The sequence below is a fragment of the Shewanella sp. 10N.286.52.E4 genome (assembly GCF_041468785.1).
GTDB lineage: Bacteria > Pseudomonadota > Gammaproteobacteria > Enterobacterales > Shewanellaceae > Shewanella > Shewanella electrodiphila.
In genome coordinates this window covers 19464-35743 of record NZ_JBFRJJ010000047.1, presented here as the reverse complement: position 1 = coordinate 35743, position 16280 = coordinate 19464, and the positions used below count along the sequence as shown (strand labels likewise).

At 41.3% G+C, this 16280-nt stretch carries 17 protein-coding genes; 16 read left to right on the top strand and 1 reads right to left on the bottom strand.

Going from position 1 to position 16280, the window contains the following annotated elements; translation table 11 throughout:
• Positions 1-75 precede the first annotated feature (75 nt).
• Both AB4153_RS19795 and fghA read left to right on the top strand, forming a co-directional pair.
• The gene (locus AB4153_RS19795; protein WP_102529127.1) at positions 76-1206 is read left to right on the top strand and encodes an S-(hydroxymethyl)glutathione dehydrogenase/class III alcohol dehydrogenase; all 1131 of its coding nucleotides are present in this window, start codon (positions 76-78) and stop codon (positions 1204-1206) included.
• A 77-nt stretch (positions 1207-1283) separates the two neighbouring features.
• Positions 1284-2126: an S-formylglutathione hydrolase gene (fghA, locus tag AB4153_RS19790; RefSeq protein ID WP_371998454.1), complete on the top strand. Its 843-nt coding sequence runs from the start codon at positions 1284-1286 to the stop codon at positions 2124-2126.
• Positions 2127-2221: 95 nt separating this feature from the next.
• On the opposite strand, the gene AB4153_RS19785 is transcribed toward fghA, so the two are convergent.
• Positions 2222-3607, bottom strand: a complete 1386-nt coding sequence (locus tag AB4153_RS19785; RefSeq protein WP_303517394.1) for a sodium:alanine symporter family protein — start codon at positions 3605-3607, stop codon at positions 2222-2224.
• A gap of 112 nt (positions 3608-3719) precedes the next feature.
• Here AB4153_RS19785 and mioC point away from each other — a divergent pair, with 112 nt between their 5' ends.
• The 14 genes from mioC to AB4153_RS19715 all read left to right on the top strand — a co-directional run bounded on the left by mioC (position 3720) and on the right by AB4153_RS19715 (position 16158).
• Entirely contained in the window at positions 3720-4160 is a 441-nt protein-coding gene (mioC, locus tag AB4153_RS19780) for an FMN-binding protein MioC (protein ID WP_229370968.1), read from the top strand.
• Between the two features lie 478 nt (positions 4161-4638).
• Positions 4639-6528 carry a tRNA uridine-5-carboxymethylaminomethyl(34) synthesis enzyme MnmG gene (gene mnmG, locus AB4153_RS19775; protein ID WP_371998453.1) on the top strand — a complete coding sequence of 630 codons (1890 nt, stop codon included), beginning with the start codon at positions 4639-4641 and terminating at the stop codon, positions 6526-6528.
• Between the two features lie 119 nt (positions 6529-6647).
• Positions 6648-7271, top strand: coding sequence for a 16S rRNA (guanine(527)-N(7))-methyltransferase RsmG (rsmG, locus tag AB4153_RS19770; RefSeq protein ID WP_102529131.1), 624 nt, complete (start codon positions 6648-6650; stop codon positions 7269-7271).
• A 57-nt stretch (positions 7272-7328) separates the two neighbouring features.
• Positions 7329-8111 (top strand): ParA family protein, encoded by a 783-nt coding sequence (locus tag AB4153_RS19765; RefSeq protein ID WP_102529132.1) that lies wholly within the window; start codon positions 7329-7331, stop codon positions 8109-8111.
• A gap of 15 nt (positions 8112-8126) precedes the next feature.
• Complete coding sequence (locus AB4153_RS19760) at positions 8127-9020, top strand: ParB/RepB/Spo0J family partition protein (RefSeq protein WP_102529133.1); 894 nt, start codon at positions 8127-8129, stop codon at positions 9018-9020.
• A 225-nt stretch (positions 9021-9245) separates the two neighbouring features.
• Entirely contained in the window at positions 9246-9629 is a 384-nt protein-coding gene (locus AB4153_RS19755) for an ATP synthase subunit I (RefSeq protein WP_102529134.1), read from the top strand.
• Between the two features lie 12 nt (positions 9630-9641).
• Positions 9642-10463 (top strand): F0F1 ATP synthase subunit A, encoded by an 822-nt coding sequence (atpB, locus tag AB4153_RS19750; RefSeq protein WP_102529135.1) that lies wholly within the window; start codon positions 9642-9644, stop codon positions 10461-10463.
• Between the two features lie 33 nt (positions 10464-10496).
• Positions 10497-10754 carry a F0F1 ATP synthase subunit C gene (atpE, locus tag AB4153_RS19745; RefSeq protein ID WP_012157432.1) on the top strand — a complete coding sequence of 86 codons (258 nt, stop codon included), beginning with the start codon at positions 10497-10499 and terminating at the stop codon, positions 10752-10754.
• Between the two features lie 27 nt (positions 10755-10781).
• On the top strand, positions 10782-11252 hold the full coding sequence (atpF, locus tag AB4153_RS19740; protein WP_055025454.1) for a F0F1 ATP synthase subunit B: 471 nt from the start codon (positions 10782-10784) through the stop codon (positions 11250-11252).
• Positions 11253-11268: 16 nt separating this feature from the next.
• Positions 11269-11802, top strand: a complete 534-nt coding sequence (gene atpH, locus AB4153_RS19735) for a F0F1 ATP synthase subunit delta (RefSeq protein WP_102529136.1) — start codon at positions 11269-11271, stop codon at positions 11800-11802.
• A 14-nt stretch (positions 11803-11816) separates the two neighbouring features.
• Positions 11817-13358 carry a F0F1 ATP synthase subunit alpha gene (gene atpA, locus AB4153_RS19730; protein WP_102529137.1) on the top strand — a complete coding sequence of 514 codons (1542 nt, stop codon included), beginning with the start codon at positions 11817-11819 and terminating at the stop codon, positions 13356-13358.
• Between the two features lie 51 nt (positions 13359-13409).
• Positions 13410-14270 (top strand): F0F1 ATP synthase subunit gamma, encoded by an 861-nt coding sequence (gene atpG, locus AB4153_RS19725; RefSeq protein WP_102529138.1) that lies wholly within the window; start codon positions 13410-13412, stop codon positions 14268-14270.
• A gap of 34 nt (positions 14271-14304) precedes the next feature.
• On the top strand, positions 14305-15696 hold the full coding sequence (gene atpD, locus AB4153_RS19720) for a F0F1 ATP synthase subunit beta (RefSeq protein ID WP_102529139.1): 1392 nt from the start codon (positions 14305-14307) through the stop codon (positions 15694-15696).
• A 33-nt stretch (positions 15697-15729) separates the two neighbouring features.
• A complete protein-coding gene (locus AB4153_RS19715) occupies positions 15730-16158 on the top strand; it encodes a F0F1 ATP synthase subunit epsilon (RefSeq protein ID WP_102529140.1) in 429 nt (142 codons plus the stop codon).
• Positions 16159-16280 lie beyond the last annotated feature (122 nt).

The window sequence follows — 16280 nt, the reverse complement described above, 5'->3', positions numbered from 1 at the left end:
GACTTATCTTCTACACGGTATGATCTACACTGTGTAGATCCACATTTTTATCGTCACGCTAAAAGGACAAACACAATGTCAGCACAATATATAAAATCTAAAGCCGCTGTTGCATGGGGAGTGGGACAACCATTATCAATTGAAGAAGTGGATGTCATGTATCCAAAAGCTGGTGAAGTTATGGTTAAGATTATTGCTTCTGGTGTTTGTCATACCGATGCTTTCACCTTGTCAGGCGATGATCCAGAAGGTATTTTCCCGGTCATTTTAGGTCACGAAGGTGGCGGTATTGTGGAAATGGTCGGTGAAGGCGTTACCAGTGTACAAGTAGGTGACCACGTCATTCCGCTATACACAGCCGAGTGTGGTAAATGTAAATTCTGTACTTCAGGTAAAACCAACCTATGTAGCGCTGTACGTGAAACCCAAGGCAAAGGTTTAATGCCTGATGGTACGACACGCTTTTATAAAGATGGGCAGCCAATCTTCCACTACATGGGCTGCTCAACCTTTTCAGAATATACCGTGCTTCCAGAAATTTCTTTAGCAAAAGTGAATCCAAAAGCCCCACTTGAAGAAGTGTGTTTATTAGGCTGTGGTGTAACAACAGGTATGGGCGCCGTATTTAATACCGCTAAAGTGCAAAAAGGCGACACTGTGGCCATTTTCGGCCTAGGTGGCATTGGTTTATCAGCCATTATTGGTGCCACTATGGCTGGTGCGAGTCGCATTATTGGTGTTGATTTAAACGAATCAAAATTTGAATTAGCCACTAAATTAGGTGCGACTGATTGTATTAATCCCAAAAATTATGACAAACCGATTCAGGATGTCATTGTGGAAATGACGGATGGCGGGGTAGATTTCTCGTTTGAATGTATTGGTAACGTTAATGTCATGCGCAGTGCGCTTGAGTGTTGTCATAAAGGCTGGGGCGAATCGGTTGTTATTGGTGTTGCCGGTGCAGGCCAAGAAATTTCAACCCGTCCATTCCAATTGGTCACTGGTCGAGTTTGGAAAGGGAGTGCATTTGGCGGTGTTAAAGGCCGTAGTCAATTACCCGGTATTGTTGAGCAATACTTAAATGGTGAATTTAAGCTGGATCACTTCATTACTCATACCATGGGTCTTGAAGGAATAAATGATGCCTTTGATTTAATGCATAGCGGTGAAAGCATCCGTTCAGTCATTCACTTCGATAAGTAAATATTATTGTTGTGTTGGATTAATATCATGCCCTTAACCTTATGCTAAGGGCATTTTTATCATAAGCGATCAATCAAATGACTTTAGAAAACGTCAGTAGTAATAAAATGTTCGGCGGCTGGCTAAAGCAATATCGCCACCATTCAGATACGCTAAATTGCCACATGCGCTTTGCTATTTATCTGCCGCCACAAGCCGCTTCACAAAAAGTACCCGTGCTTTATTGGCTGTCAGGACTCACTTGCACCGACGAAAACGTCATGCAAAAATCAGGGATTCAGCGTGTCGCCGCAGAATTAGGTATCGCCATCGTTGCCCCAGATACCAGTCCACGTGGTGAGAATGTCGCAGATGATGAATCTGCAGCCTATGATTTTGGATTAGGAGCAGGGTTTTACCTCAACGCTACCCAAGCCCCCTTTAATACCCACTATCAAATGTATGACTATGTGGTGAAAGAGCTACCTACATTGATTGAGCAGCACTTTCCTGTCAGTAACATGCGTAGTATTAGTGGTCACTCAATGGGCGGCCATGGCGCTATTTCGATTGGCCTTAAAAAACCTGAGCAATATCAGTCAATTTCAGCATTTAGTCCGATTTGTAACCCTATAAATTGCCCTTGGGGACAAAAGGCCTTTAATGGTTATTTAGGATCAGATCAAACCATCTGGGCTGAGTACGATAGTAGTGAATTAATGAAAAATTCAACTGTTAAACTGCCTATGCTGGTGGATCAAGGCACTGAAGATAACTTCTTAACCGAACAACTAAAGCCTGAAACCTTAGTTGATGCCGCCAAAACTCAGCAATACCCACTGACATTACGCATGCAGGAAGGTTATGATCATAGCTACTTCTTTATCAGTAGCTTTATAGAAGATCATCTTCGGTTTCATGCAAAGTACTTATTAAAGTAAGTCATTATTTCTTATGACCGAACACAAAAAGGGAGTGAATAATCACTCCCTTTTTGATCCGTTATAATGAATATATTTTAGAATTCACGACACATTTATGAATTATTTTGCGCCAATTTTGCAAAGTACTTCTTAGAAGCAGCTCTGACTTTAGGGGCTAATAAAATTGCAGAGGTCATGGTTGGAATCGCCATTAAGGCATAAGCAGCATCAATAATATTAACGATTTCTTGAATTGTGGCTGTTGCAGCAAATAAGATCGCCAGCAAGAAAAAGCACTGATATAAACGTAGTCTTTTACGGCCAAATAAAAATGCAAAACATTGCCCACCGTAAAAAGCTTGCGTGAAAATGGTACTAATACTGAAAAACACCACACAAAGGATCAGTAAATAGGGACCAACGCCAGGCATAGTCACTTCAAATGCTTGAGCTGATAAGTTCACACCTTGCGCTTCCCCGCCTTGCCAAACCCCCGATATTAAAATGATCATAGCCGTTGCGGTGCACACAATTAATGTATCAATAGCAGGGCCTAACATGGCTACTAAGCCTTCTTTAACTGGTTCATTAGTTTTGGCACTCCCGTGAGCCATTACCTCTGTACCAATACCCGCCTCATTAGAAAAAGCTGCTCTGCGGATCCCAATCAACATGGTACCTAATATGCCTCCTCCCACAGAATTAAGTGAGAAAGCTTCACTAATAATCAGCTCAAAATAACCGGGAATATCAGTTAAATTAGTGGCTATCACATAAAAAGCACAACCCATATAAATGAAGATCATTAATGGCACCACTTTAGATGCCACCGATGCTATACGTTTGATCCCACCTAAAATGACGCTTGCGACAATCAACATCACTACAATACCAAGGGAAAGATCGACCCAAAAAGTTGATTCACCAGCTGGAAAATGTCCCGGTTTCACGATTAGCCATTCACGAATGATCTGCACTAATTGATTGGCATTAAATAATGGAAAGTTGCCCACTAAGCCTACAACACAGAAAAATACCGCTAAAAAGTGCCATTTCTTAGACAGTCCTTGGGTGATAATGTACATAGGTCCACCTTGTACATCACCATTTTCATCTTTACCGCGATACATAATAGCCAAGGTACAAGTAAAGAATTTCGTCGCCATCCCCACAATCGCACTGATCCACATCCAAAAAATAGCACCTGGTCCACCCACCATTATAGCTACGGCGACACTACCAATATTGCCCATTCCCACAGTGCCTGCCATCGCACTGGATAACGCACCAGCATGTGTAATATGGCCTTTAGCCCCTTTTTCAGGGTATTTCCCTCTGACTATATTGATGGCATGACCAATATAACGAAATGGGATAAACCTAGAATAAATAAGAAAAAAAAGACCACCACCGACTAATAGAACCAGCATGTGTGGCCCCCATGCTAAATCAGCAATTTCAGCCGTAATAGAAACAAGAGACATAGATAAGTTACACATTTGTTAAAAGTTATCTTTGAAAATACGGACAAAAAGCGCTTTGTGCAATGACAAATCTGCGTAAACTATGCTTAAAACTATGGTTAATCGTAGCCAAAAATAAGGTGTTCAAATGGCAAAAGTAGAGATATTAGTCGGTACAACGCAAGGCGGAACCGAGTACGTAGCAGATGATATGGCGGCTCAATTGACCGATATAGGCCACCAAACTCAAATACATTTAAGCCCAAATCTAACTGATTTAGACCCAGATTCACTGTGGTTAATTGTCTGTTCAACACATGGAGCTGGCGATCTTCCAGACAATATTGAGCCCTTTTATCGGCAATTATTTGGTAATAATGGCGATCTTAAGTCGTTAAAATATGCTTTATGTGCCATTGGTGATTCAAGTTACGATACTTTTTGCCAAGGACCTGAAAAAATAATTTCTGAGCTAGATCGTTTAGATGCAAAGCCAATTGTGAATAAGATCCAAATTGATGTACAAAGGGATCCTGTGCCTGAAGATGCTGCTTTAGCTTGGTTATCTGAGTGGCAAGCAAGTATTTAATCAATCAACTTAGTTAATATCTTCATTTATACTCACAATATCATCCAATCTTATCCACAATAAGTTAATTTAGAAGATAACTATGTGGATAAGCTATTATTTTATCCGATCATAACTTTGTATTGATCTACACCCGATCTTGTTAATGATCCCCCCTGTGGATAACTAGGCGATCTATCCCCAAGTTATATTGAAATAGATCGCAGCTAGATCACAGGATCGTTTTGTCGTTACCTAATGATTATAAACAAAAAATAAGGTTTTCCACAGAAAAGGGCGATCCTAATAGTAATAGTAATAAAAAGATCTATTTAAAGATCTTAAGATCTATTAAGTGAAGCGTGTCTGATCAAAATGAGAAAATTGATCATTCCCGAAAGGCAAAGCAAGTGCTAAAATACTCGGCTGAAACAGTCTTTCGATTTAAATTCTGATTTAACTGTAAATTAGAAAAATTACTTTTATCCAAGGTTACAAAATGCATTTTCATGAACGGTTTGATGTAATTGTTGTTGGTGGTGGTCATGCCGGAACGGAAGCGGCACTTGCAGCAGCAAGAATGGGATCAAAAACCCTCTTACTGACTCACAATATCGATACCCTCGGACAAATGTCTTGTAACCCAGCCATAGGCGGAATTGGTAAAGGTCATTTAGTTAAAGAAATTGACGCTTTAGGTGGAGCAATGGCAACAGCCACTGATTTCGCTGGTATTCAATTTAGAACCTTAAATTCAAGCAAAGGCCCAGCAGTAAGAGCCACTCGTGCACAAGCTGATAGAGCGCTTTATCGTCAAAAGATCCAACAAATTCTTCAACACCAACCAAACTTACGTATTTTCCAACAAGCCGTAGATGACTTAGTTGTTGAAAATAATAAAGTTATTGGTGTAGTTACTCAAATGGGCTTAGCATTTGAGTCTCCAAGTGTTGTACTGACAACAGGCACTTTTTTAAGCGGGAAAATCCATATTGGATTAGAAAACTACAGCGGCGGACGTGCTGGCGATCCACCAGCTATCGCATTAGCAAACCGTTTAAAAGAATTACCTATTCGTGTAGGACGTCTTAAAACAGGCACACCACCAAGAATCGATGCAAACAGCATTGATTTTGACAAGATGCAAGAGCAAAAAGGTGACACGCCATTGCCGGTAATGTCGTTTATCGGTGATGTAAGCCAACACCCGCAGCAAGTCTCTTGTTATATCACTCATACCAATGAAAAAACACACGATATTATTCGTAGAGGACTTGATCGCAGTCCAATGTATTCAGGGGTTATTGAAGGCATTGGCCCAAGATACTGCCCATCGATTGAAGATAAAATTAATCGTTTTGCTGACAAGACTTCGCATCAAATATTTATTGAACCTGAAGGTTTAACGACTAATGAGATCTACCCAAACGGGATCTCAACCAGTTTACCATTTGATGTTCAGCTAAATTTAGTCCGATCAATTCAAGGTATGGAAAATGCTGAGATCATTCGACCAGGTTATGCCATTGAATATGATTATTTTGATCCACGAGATCTGAAGAATTCATTAGAAACCAAAAATATTGATGGTTTGTTCTTTGCTGGACAAATCAATGGTACAACCGGCTATGAAGAAGCCGGTGCACAGGGCTTACTTGCTGGTATGAATGCTTCATTACAAGTTCAAGGCAAAGAAGCTTGGTGTCCAAGACGTGATCAAGCTTATATTGGTGTTTTAGTTGATGATCTATCAACTTTAGGGACAAAAGAGCCTTACCGCATGTTCACTAGCCGTGCGGAGTATCGATTATTACTGCGAGAAGACAATGCTGATTTACGTTTGACTGAAAAAGGTCGCGAACTTGGCCTTGTTGATGATGAACGTTGGCAGAAATTTAATGAGAAAAGAGAATCGATTGAAACTGAATTACAGCGTTTACGCAGTAATTGGGTTCATAACAATTCACCTTTGTTAGATGTATTAAATCCTGAATTAAATACGCCTATTTCACGTGAAGCTTCGTTTGAAGATTTATTGCGCCGTCCAGAAATGGATTACCAAAAGCTCATGAGCTTAGAAGGTTTTGGCCCAGCGATTGAAGATCCACGCGCTGCAGAACAAGTTCAAATTCAAGTAAAATATTCGGGCTATATCCAAAGACAGCAAGGTGAAATCGATAAAGCCATTCGTCATGAAACCACTAGTTTACCGTTAGATCTTGATTATCAAGAAGTAGCAGGCTTATCTAATGAAGTCATCGCTAAGATGAATGAGCATAAGCCAGAAACCATTGGCCAAGCTTCTCGAATCTCTGGAATGACGCCAGCTGCGATTTCAATTTTACTTGTTCACTTAAAAAAACGCGGTTTATTGCGTAAAAGCGCCTAAATAGCAGTAAAAAGTTGTGTTTTAACTAATAAGGGAAGCTTTGAGGCTTCCCTTAGTCATTTCTGCCATTCATAATACCCGATGATTTATGATTCCCTTTGATTTTGAGGTCACTTAGCGTGCTAGCCGATCAACTTAAAACTTATCTAGCTGAAACCAATATTTCAGCGACTGAAACTCAACAGCAACAATTGGTTGGGTTTGTTACCATGCTAAATAAATGGAATAAAGCCTATAACCTGACATCAGTCAGAGATCCTGAACAGATGTTAATCCGTCATGTTATGGACAGTTTGGTGGTTTCTCCTTATCTTAAAGGGCAAAGGTTCATTGATGTCGGAACGGGACCAGGTTTACCAGGGATCCCATTAGCAATTTTAAATCCCGACAAAGAATTCGTATTACTGGACAGTTTAGGAAAACGGATCCGTTTTCAAAAACAGGTTCAGTTTGAATTAAAAATTAATAACATTACATCAGTTGAAAGCCGTGTTGAGGCTTATGAGCCTGAACAGAAATTTGATGGTGTGATCAGTCGTGCATTTGCGTCAATTGAAGATATGTTGACTTGGTGTCATCACTTACCAGCTGACAATGGTCAATTTTATGCGCTAAAAGGCCAATTGAGTGATGCTGAGTTAACCAGTATTCCTGCTGGGTTTGACGTGGTTGAAACAATCACGTTAACAGTACCAAGGTTAGATGAGCAAAGACATCTGTTAAAGCTAGTGAAGCAAAAATAGCACTAGCAATAGAATAAATATTATCGGACATCGTAAATATGTCCTTAGGGTGAACACGTGGGTAAAATCATTGCCGTAGCTAACCAGAAAGGTGGCGTAGGAAAAACAACAACTTGTGTTAATTTAGCAGCCTCACTTGCGGCCACAAAACGCAAAGTGCTGTTAATCGATCTTGATCCACAGGGTAATGCCACTATGGGCAGTGGTGTCGATAAGTACGAAGTTGAAAACACGGCTTACGAGTTACTTGTCGAAGAAAAGCCTTTTGCCGAAATAGTCATTAAAGATACGACGGGTAAATACGATCTTATTGCCGGTAATGGTGACGTTACTGCTGCAGAAATCAAACTCATGGAGTTTTTTGCCAGAGAAATTCGATTAAAGAATGCACTTGCAGAAGTTAAAGATGATTATGATTTCATCTTTATTGACTGTCCACCTTCATTGAACATGTTGACGGTGAACGCCATGTCTGCGGCAGACTCTGTATTGGTGCCAATGCAGTGTGAGTATTATGCCTTAGAAGGCTTAACTGCTCTGATCGATACCATTACTAAATTAGGTGCAATGGTAAATCCTACGTTAAATATCGAAGGGATTTTGCGTACTATGTACGATCCTCGAAATCGATTATCAAATGATGTATCTGATCAACTTAAACAGCATTTTGGTGAAAAAGTTTATCGCACAGTGATCCCACGAAATATTCGTTTAGCTGAAGCGCCGAGTTTTGGTGCGCCAGCAATGTATTACGACAAGTCCAGTGCAGGTGCAAAAGCCTATTTAGCTTTAGCCGGAGAAATTATTCGCCGCGCTGAGCAACAAACAGAATCTAAGTAAGCGTAAGGGAATAAAATGACGTTAAAAAAACGCGGTTTAGGTAAAGGCTTAGATGCTTTGTTAAGCAACAGCAACGCTGCGAGCCGAAAAACTGAACAGACTCAAACAGAAGCAAAAGTAACCCAATCGCCACAGGAAGATGGCTTACTGATGCTCGATTTAGATTTACTGCAGTCTGGTAAGTATCAACCGCGTAAAGATATGTCACCTGAAGCGTTAGAAGAGTTAGCAGAGTCAATTAAGTCACAAGGGGTGATTCAACCTATTGTGGTGCGTAAAGTTGATGCTGAAAAGTATGAAATTATTGCTGGTGAACGTCGTTGGCGCGCATCACAAATTGCTCAACTAGACAAAGTCCCTTGTATTGTTAAGCAGGTACCTGATGAGTCAGCGGTTGCTATTGCGTTAATTGAAAATATTCAACGTGAAGACCTAAATGCAATGGAAGAAGCGATTGCATTACAACGTTTACTCGAAGAGTTTGAATTAACTCACCAGCAAACTGCCGATGCGGTCGGTAAATCTAGAGCAAGTGTGTCTAACTTATTACGTTTAAATAGTTTAAATGAACCTGTGAAGCGTTTATTAGAGTATGGCGATATTGACATGGGTCATGCTCGCGCACTGCTAGCAATTGAAGGTGAAGAGCAAACTAATTTAGCTCGATTGGTCGCTTCTAAAGAAATGACAGTTCGAGAAACTGAACGATTAGTTAATAAAGCCCTAAATCCTGCTAAAGAAGCTGAAAAACCAACTAAAGATCATGATGTAACCCGCTTGGAGCAACAGTTAATTGAAAAACTAGGTGCTAAAGTGGCTATTAATCATGGCACTAAAGGCAAGGGTAAAATTGTAATAAACTACCAAGATCTTGCTGAATTAGATGGAATACTTAGCAAAATTCACTAAATCCCTCAACAAAGTCATTTCAATAGTAACTTTGTAACAAGGCGTAATTTTGAGTTTTTAGAAATATAAAGCCAAATCACGCCTAATATCACTGTTTAACCTCTCATCAAAGTTGCAAACAAGGTGTGAAAAGGTATACTTTGCATGCTTTTTTTCCTGTCTGAGTCGTTAATGATCACATTAATGGCCTAGTGGAAAAATAAGTACTAATGCGGAGATTCAAAATTGAGTAAGGTTTTAGCGCGTCGTGGCCGGTGGTCAGCCTATCGAATAGTGTTGTTACAGGCGGCGGTAGCTGGGGGAACTTCAATTTTCTTTTTCGCTCTGTGGGGAGCTCAGTATGGCTTATCTGCTTTGGCAGGTGGTCTCATTGCTGTACTCCCTAATTTTGTATTCGCAACCCTTGCTTTCTCTCATGCGGGAGCTAAAGCGTCAGGAAAAGTCGTTTGGATGTTTTTCTTGGGGGAAGCGGTAAAGTTGCTGCTAACCATTGTGTTGTTTGCCATCGCATTTGGCATGCTAAAAACGCCATTTTTGCCGTTATTTAGCTGTTATTTGTTGGCATTACTAATACCTTGGACAGCCCCTTTATACTTCAAGCAAAATTAAGTGAGATTAATCATGGCGACAACTGGTGAAGCATTAAATGCTTCCGAGTATATCCAGCATCACCTGACTAATGCGAAAATGTGTTCTGCTGATGGCGGAATTGCTTTTAATCATGCATGTCAAGATGCCGGTTTTTGGACTTGGCACATTGACTCACTTTTGTTTTCAGTAGGTCTTGGGGTTCTATTTTTGTGGGCATTCTTCAAAGTAGGACAAAAAGCAACAACTGGCGTTCCAGGTAAATTTCAATGTTTCGTTGAAATGTGCGTGGAAGGTGTAGATAAAATCGTTAAAGACTCATTTCATGGGCGTAACGCTGTTATCGCACCATTAGGTCTGACTATCTTTGTCTGGGTTTTCCTGATGAATTTAATGGACTTAATTCCAGTTGACTTTGTACCTGAAGCCGCAAACAGATTTTTAGGTGTTCCTTACCTTAAAATTGTACCAACAACCGACTTAAACGTAACTCTAGGTCTAGCCTTGAGTGTGTTTGCGTTGATTGTTTTTTACAGTATTAAAGTAAAAGGATTTGGTGGTTTCACAAAAGAAATGACCTTACAACCTTTCAATCATTGGTCTTTGATTCCAGTAAACTTAGTATTGGAAACAGTGACTCTGATTGCGAAACCGATTTCATTATCGCTTCGTCTGTTTGGTAACCTGTATGCAGGTGAGTTGATCTTTATTCTGATAGCACTGATGCCTTGGTGGGCTCAGTTTGCACTATCAGTGCCTTGGGCTATTTTCCATATTTTGGTTATTGTGCTGCAGGCGTTTATCTTCATGATGCTTACGATTGTATATCTAAGCATGGCACATGAAGAACATTAATTTATTTAAAATTAGTTATTTATCGGAGATAAAATGGAAACTGTAATTAGCTTTACAGCAATAGCTGTTGCGATCATGATTGGCTTAGCAGCGCTAGGTACTGGTATTGGTTTTGCTATCTTAGGTGGTAAATTCTTAGAAGCTTCAGCTCGTCAACCAGAACTAGCTCCAGCATTACAAACTAAGATGTTCATCGTAGCTGGTCTACTTGATGCGATCTCAATGATTGCAGTTGGTGTTGCATTATTCTTCGTATTCGCTAACCCATTCTTAGGTCAATTAGCTGGCTAATCGCCCCCCTTAGAAGGAGTTGTCGTTATGAGTATTAACGCTACCCTGCTAGGCCAAGCGATTTCTTTTGCACTCTTCGTGTGGTTTTGCATGAAGTTTGTATGGCCGCCATTGATGAACGCTATCGAAGAACGCCAGAAGAAAATTGCCGATGGGCTAGCTGATGCAGGACGTGCTGCAAAAGATCTAGAGTTGGCTCAAGCGAAAGCTAATGAGCAACTAAAAGAAGCGAAGGCGACTGCTAATGAAATTATTGAGCAAGCTAATAAGCGTAAAGCTCAAATAGTTGAAGAAGCTAAAATTGAAGCTGATACAGAGCGTGCGAAAATCATCGCTCAAGGTCAAGCTGAAATTGAAAACGAACGTAATCGCGTTAAAGATGACTTGCGTAAGCAAGTTGCTACTCTTGCCGTAACTGGTGCAGAGAAAATTCTTCAACGTTCGATTGATCCAGAAGCTCACAGTGACATAGTTAATAAACTTGTTGCTGAAATTTAATTAAGGAATCGGAGTTATGGCTGAAATAAGCACCATTGCTCGTCCTTATGCAAAGGCAGCTTTTGATTTTGCTGTTGAACATAAAGCAATTGAAGATTGGGCAGAAATGCTGAACTTCGCGGCATTGGTAAGTGAAAACGAATCAATTAAACCGTTGCTTGGTGGTTCATTGGCTAGTGCGAAACTTGCCTCACTATTTATTGAAGTATGTGGTGAGCAGGTCAATGCACAGGGTCAAAACCTTATAAAGGTTATGGCTGAAAACGGTCGTTTAGAGATACTGCCATCAGTATCTTTACTTTTTGCTGAATATCGCAATGAGTGGGCAAAAGAAGTTGAAGCAACTGTTGTTTCAGCGACTGAGCTAAGCTCTGAGCAGCAAGAGCAAATTAGTGTTTCTCTTGAGAAACGTCTCGCACGCAAAGTTAAGCTGAATTGTAGTGTAGATGCAGCGCTTATTGGCGGTGTAATTATTAAATCAGGCGACTTAGTCATTGATGGCTCTGTTAGCGGTAATTTATCGCGCTTGTCTGATAAGCTACAATCGTAATTGGGAGTTTGAGCATGCAACTGAATTCCACTGAAATCAGCGATCTGATTAAACAGCGGATCGAGCAGTTCGACGTCGTTAGTGAAGCTCGCAACGAAGGTACAATCGTTGCAGTAAGTGACGGCATCATTCGCATTCACGGCCTTGCCGATGTAATGCAAGGTGAAATGATCGAACTGCCTGGTGGCCGTTTTGCAATCGCGTTGAACTTAGAACGTGATTCTGTCGGTGCCGTAGTAATGGGCCCTTATGCTAATTTAGCTGAAGGCGCAAAAGTTAAGACTACTGGTCGTATTCTTGAAGTACCAGTAGGTCGTGGTTTATTAGGCCGCGTTGTTAACACTCTTGGTGAGCCAATTGATGGAAAAGGACCAGTCGATAACGATGGTTACTCTCCAATCGAAGTGATTGCTCCTGGTGTTATTGAACGTCAGTCTGTAGATCAACCAATCCAAACTGGTTATAAAGCCGTTGATGCCATGATCCCAATTGGTCGTGGTCAACGTGAATTGATCATTGGTGACCGTCAGACTGGTAAAACAGCGATGGCTATCGATGCAATTATTAACCAGAAAGATTCAGGCATTAAATGTGTATACGTAGCTGTAGGGCAAAAAGCTTCTACTATCGCTAACGTTGTACGTAAGCTTGAAGAGCACGGTGCATTAGCTAACACTATCGTTGTAGTAGCAACAGCTTCTGAAGCTGCAGCATTACAATACTTAGCACCTTATTCTGGTTGTTCAATGGGTGAATACTTCCGTGACCGCGGTGAAGATTCTTTAATCGTATATGATGATCTATCTAAGCAAGCAGTTGCTTACCGCCAGATCTCTCTACTATTGAAGCGTCCACCAGGACGTGAAGCATACCCAGGTGATGTATTCTATCTACATTCTCGTTTATTAGAACGTGCTTCACGTGTAAACGAAGTCTATGTAGAGAAATTCACTAACGGTGAAGTAAAAGGTACAACCGGTTCTTTAACTGCGTTGCCTATTATTGAAACCCAAGCAGGTGATGTATCTGCATTCGTACCGACTAACGTAATTTCTATTACTGATGGTCAAATCTTCCTTGAAACTGATTTATTTAACTCAGGCTTACGTCCTGCTGTTAACCCAGGTATCTCAGTATCTCGTGTTGGTGGTGCGGCTCAGACTAAGATCATTAAGAAACTGTCTGGTGGTATTCGTACCGCGTTAGCACAGTATCGAGAGCTTGCTGCGTTCTCACAATTTGCATCTGATTTAGATGATGCAACTCGTGCTCAACTTGAGCATGGTGAGCGTGTTACCGAACTTATGAAGCAAAAGCAATATGCTCCAATGAGCATTGCTGCCCAAGCTATCTCAATCTTCGCAGCTGAAAAAGGCTACTTGAAGACTGTAGAACTAAGTAAAATCGGTAGCTTCGAAGCTGCTCTGCTTTCATTCATGAACAGCGAACATGCTGAGCTTGTTAATACTATTAATGCTTCTGGCGATTACAACGCAGACATTGAAAGTCAATTAAAAGCGGGCATGGACAAGTTCATTGAAACCCAAACCTGGTAATAATTATCGAGGTGTCTTTGGGCACCTTCGGTCCCAGATTGGAGAGTAGAAATGGCCGGCGCTAAAGAGATTAAAACCAAGATCGCGAGTGTTAAAAACACTCAAAAGATCACTTCTGCAATGGAAATGGTTGCTGCCAGCAAAATGCGCAAAGCGCAGGAACGTATGGCATCTAGCCGCCCGTATGCAGAACATATGCGTAAGGTGATCGGTCACGTAGCGCAAGGTACTCTTGAATATAAACATCCATATTTGGAAGTTCGAGATGCCAAGCGGGTTGGTTACATTGTTGTGTCAACCGACCGTGGCCTTTGTGGTGGTCTGAACGTTAACCTTTTCAAAAAGGTTGTGTCAGACGTGAAAAACTGGAAAGACCAAGGGGCAGATGTTGAATTTTGTCCTATTGGTGCACGTAGTGTTCAGTTTTTCAAAAGCTTTGGTGGAGATGTTTCTGCCCATGCCTCAGGTTTAGGCGATGCGCCTAAGTTAGCCGATTTAATCGGTACCGTGAGAGTTATGCTACAAGCTTACAACGAAGGTAAACTGGATCGTCTGTTTATTGTGTTTAACAAATTCGTTAATACAATGACTCAGACTCCTGTGATCGAGCAGCTGCTACCTTTGCCTAAATCGGAAGAAGAAGTAGCTAAGTACCCTTGGGATTATATTTACGAGCCAGATCCAAAAGAAATTTTGGAAGTATTATTGACTCGTTATGTGGAGTCTCAAGTTTACCAAGGTGTTGTCGAAAATATTGCGTCTGAACAAGCTGCCCGTATGGTAGCGATGAAGGCCGCAACAGACAACGCAGGCGATTTGATCAGCGATTTGCAGTTAGTTTACAACAAGGCACGACAAGCCGCGATTACGCAGGAATTGTCGGAGATTGTTTCAGGCGCTGCAGCGGTTTAGGTTAGGTAACGAAATCAAGTTTAGAGGATTAATCATGAGCACAGGTACTGTTGTCCAAGTAATTGGCGCGGTTGTGGACGTAGAGTTTCCACAAGATTCTGTACCTCAGGTATATGACGCTCTGAAGATCACAGGTGAAGGAACTTGTAATGGTTTGGTGCTGGAAGTTCAGCAGCAACTAGGTGGTGGTGTTGTTCGTGCCATCGCTATGGGTTCTTCTGATGGTCTGCGTCGTGGTCTAGAGGTAGTAAACTCGGGTTCACCAATTTCTGTTCCGGTTGGGGTTGCAACCCTTGGCCGTATCATGAACGTATTGGGTGAGCCTATCGATGAATGTGGCGACATTGGTGAAGAAGAGCGTTATGAAATTCACCGTGAAGCTCCTTCATACGAAGATCAGTCAAGCTCAACAGAACTTTTAGAGACTGGTATCAAGGTTATTGACCTTGTATGTCCATTCGCTAAAGGTGGTAAAGTTGGTTTGTTTGGTGGTGCTGGTGTTGGTAAAACCGTCAACATGATGGAATTAATTAACAACATCGCAAAAGCACACTCGGGTCTTTCTGTATTCGCTGGTGTTGGTGAGCGTACTCGTGAGGGTAACGACTTCTACTACGAAATGAAAGATTCTGGTGTTCTCGACAAAGTAGCCATGGTATATGGTCAAATGAACGAGCCTCCAGGAAACCGTTTACGCGTAGCATTGTCAGGTTTGACAATGGCTGAAAAATTCCGTGACGAAGGTCGTGACGTACTGTTATTCGTTGATAACATCTACCGTTACACCTTGGCCGGTACTGAAGTATCTGCACTTTTAGGCCGTATGCCTTCTGCAGTAGGTTACCAACCAACATTAGCTGAAGAAATGGGTGTTCTACAAGAACGTATTACTTCAACTAAGTCTGGTTCTATTACCTCTGTACAAGCGGTATATGTACCTGCGGATGACTTAACCGATCCGTCACCAGCAACAACCTTCGCTCACTTAGATGCGACTGTTGTACTGTCTCGTAACATTGCTTCGCTAGGTATTTACCCAGCGGTTGACCCACTGGATTCGACTTCACGTCAATTAGATCCATTAGTAGTTGGTCAAGAGCATTACGATGTAGCAAGCGGCGTACAAACTGTACTTCAACGCTACAAAGAGCTGAAAGACATTATTGCTATCTTGGGTATGGATGAATTATCTGATGAAGATAAAACAACTGTATTCCGCGCACGTAAGATTGAGAAATACTTATCTCAACCTTTCTTCGTAGCAGAAGTCTTTACAGGTTCTCCTGGTAAGTACGTTTCTCTTAAAGACACAATTCGTGGCTTCAAGGGCATCTTGAGTGGTGAGTTCGATCACATTCCTGAGCAAGCGTTCTACATGGTTGGTTCTATCGACGAAGCTGTCGAAAAAGCTAACAAAAAGAAATAACTGAGCATTAGCTTAGTATTTTAGGAGATCTTGATGGCAGCCATGACAGTCAAACTTGATATAGTAAGTGCAGAGAACAGCATGTTCAGCGGTACTGTAAGCTTCTTAGAAGTGAGCGGTACTGAAGGTGAGTTAGGCATTATGCCTAACCATGCTCCTTTGCTAACTAAGATCAAACCTGGCATGGCGCGCATGATTAAGGAAGATGGAAGTGAAGAAGTGATGTATCTTTCAGGTGGTATCCTGGAAGTTCAACCTGATTCAATTTCTGTTCTTGCTGACGTCGCAATGCGTGCCGATGATATTGATGAGCAAGCTGCACTTGAAGCTAAGCAACAGGCTGAAGCGAAAATCGCTAATGCAGGTGCTGACTTCGATTATGAAGCTGCAACAATCGAATTAGCTAAGTCTTTAGCTCAACTTCGTGTTGTTGAAACCATCAAAAAGAACATTGCCAGATAAAGGTTATTGTTTTAAAAAGGCGACCCTAGGGTCGCCTTTTTTGTGTTTGAAATTCTTGCTCTATTTTTGTCAAGTTATCAAATTGATGTAAATGACCTCTAATTTCAAATCATGCTTTCAAC

Excerpts from the sequence above, each read along its gene's own strand:
- fghA (WP_371998454.1), top strand. The coding sequence starts at position 1,284 with ATGACTTTAGAAAACGTCAGTAGTAATAAAATGTTCGGCGGCTGGCTA.
- atpD (WP_102529139.1), top strand. The coding sequence starts at position 14,305 with ATGAGCACAGGTACTGTTGTCCAAGTAATTGGCGCGGTTGTGGACGTA.
- atpE (WP_012157432.1), top strand. The coding sequence starts at position 10,497 with ATGGAAACTGTAATTAGCTTTACAGCAATAGCTGTTGCGATCATGATT.
- AB4153_RS19715 (WP_102529140.1), top strand. The coding sequence starts at position 15,730 with ATGGCAGCCATGACAGTCAAACTTGATATAGTAAGTGCAGAGAACAGC.
- atpH (WP_102529136.1), top strand. The coding sequence starts at position 11,269 with ATGGCTGAAATAAGCACCATTGCTCGTCCTTATGCAAAGGCAGCTTTT.
- atpG (WP_102529138.1), top strand. The coding sequence starts at position 13,410 with ATGGCCGGCGCTAAAGAGATTAAAACCAAGATCGCGAGTGTTAAAAAC.
- atpF (WP_055025454.1), top strand. The coding sequence starts at position 10,782 with ATGAGTATTAACGCTACCCTGCTAGGCCAAGCGATTTCTTTTGCACTC.
- AB4153_RS19760 (WP_102529133.1), top strand. The coding sequence starts at position 8,127 with ATGACGTTAAAAAAACGCGGTTTAGGTAAAGGCTTAGATGCTTTGTTA.
- atpB (WP_102529135.1), top strand. The coding sequence starts at position 9,642 with ATGGCGACAACTGGTGAAGCATTAAATGCTTCCGAGTATATCCAGCAT.
- mioC (WP_229370968.1), top strand. The coding sequence starts at position 3,720 with ATGGCAAAAGTAGAGATATTAGTCGGTACAACGCAAGGCGGAACCGAG.
- atpA (WP_102529137.1), top strand. The coding sequence starts at position 11,817 with ATGCAACTGAATTCCACTGAAATCAGCGATCTGATTAAACAGCGGATC.
- AB4153_RS19785 (WP_303517394.1), bottom strand. The coding sequence starts at position 3,607 with ATGTGTAACTTATCTATGTCTCTTGTTTCTATTACGGCTGAAATTGCT.
- mnmG (WP_371998453.1), top strand. The coding sequence starts at position 4,639 with ATGCATTTTCATGAACGGTTTGATGTAATTGTTGTTGGTGGTGGTCAT.
- AB4153_RS19795 (WP_102529127.1), top strand. The coding sequence starts at position 76 with ATGTCAGCACAATATATAAAATCTAAAGCCGCTGTTGCATGGGGAGTG.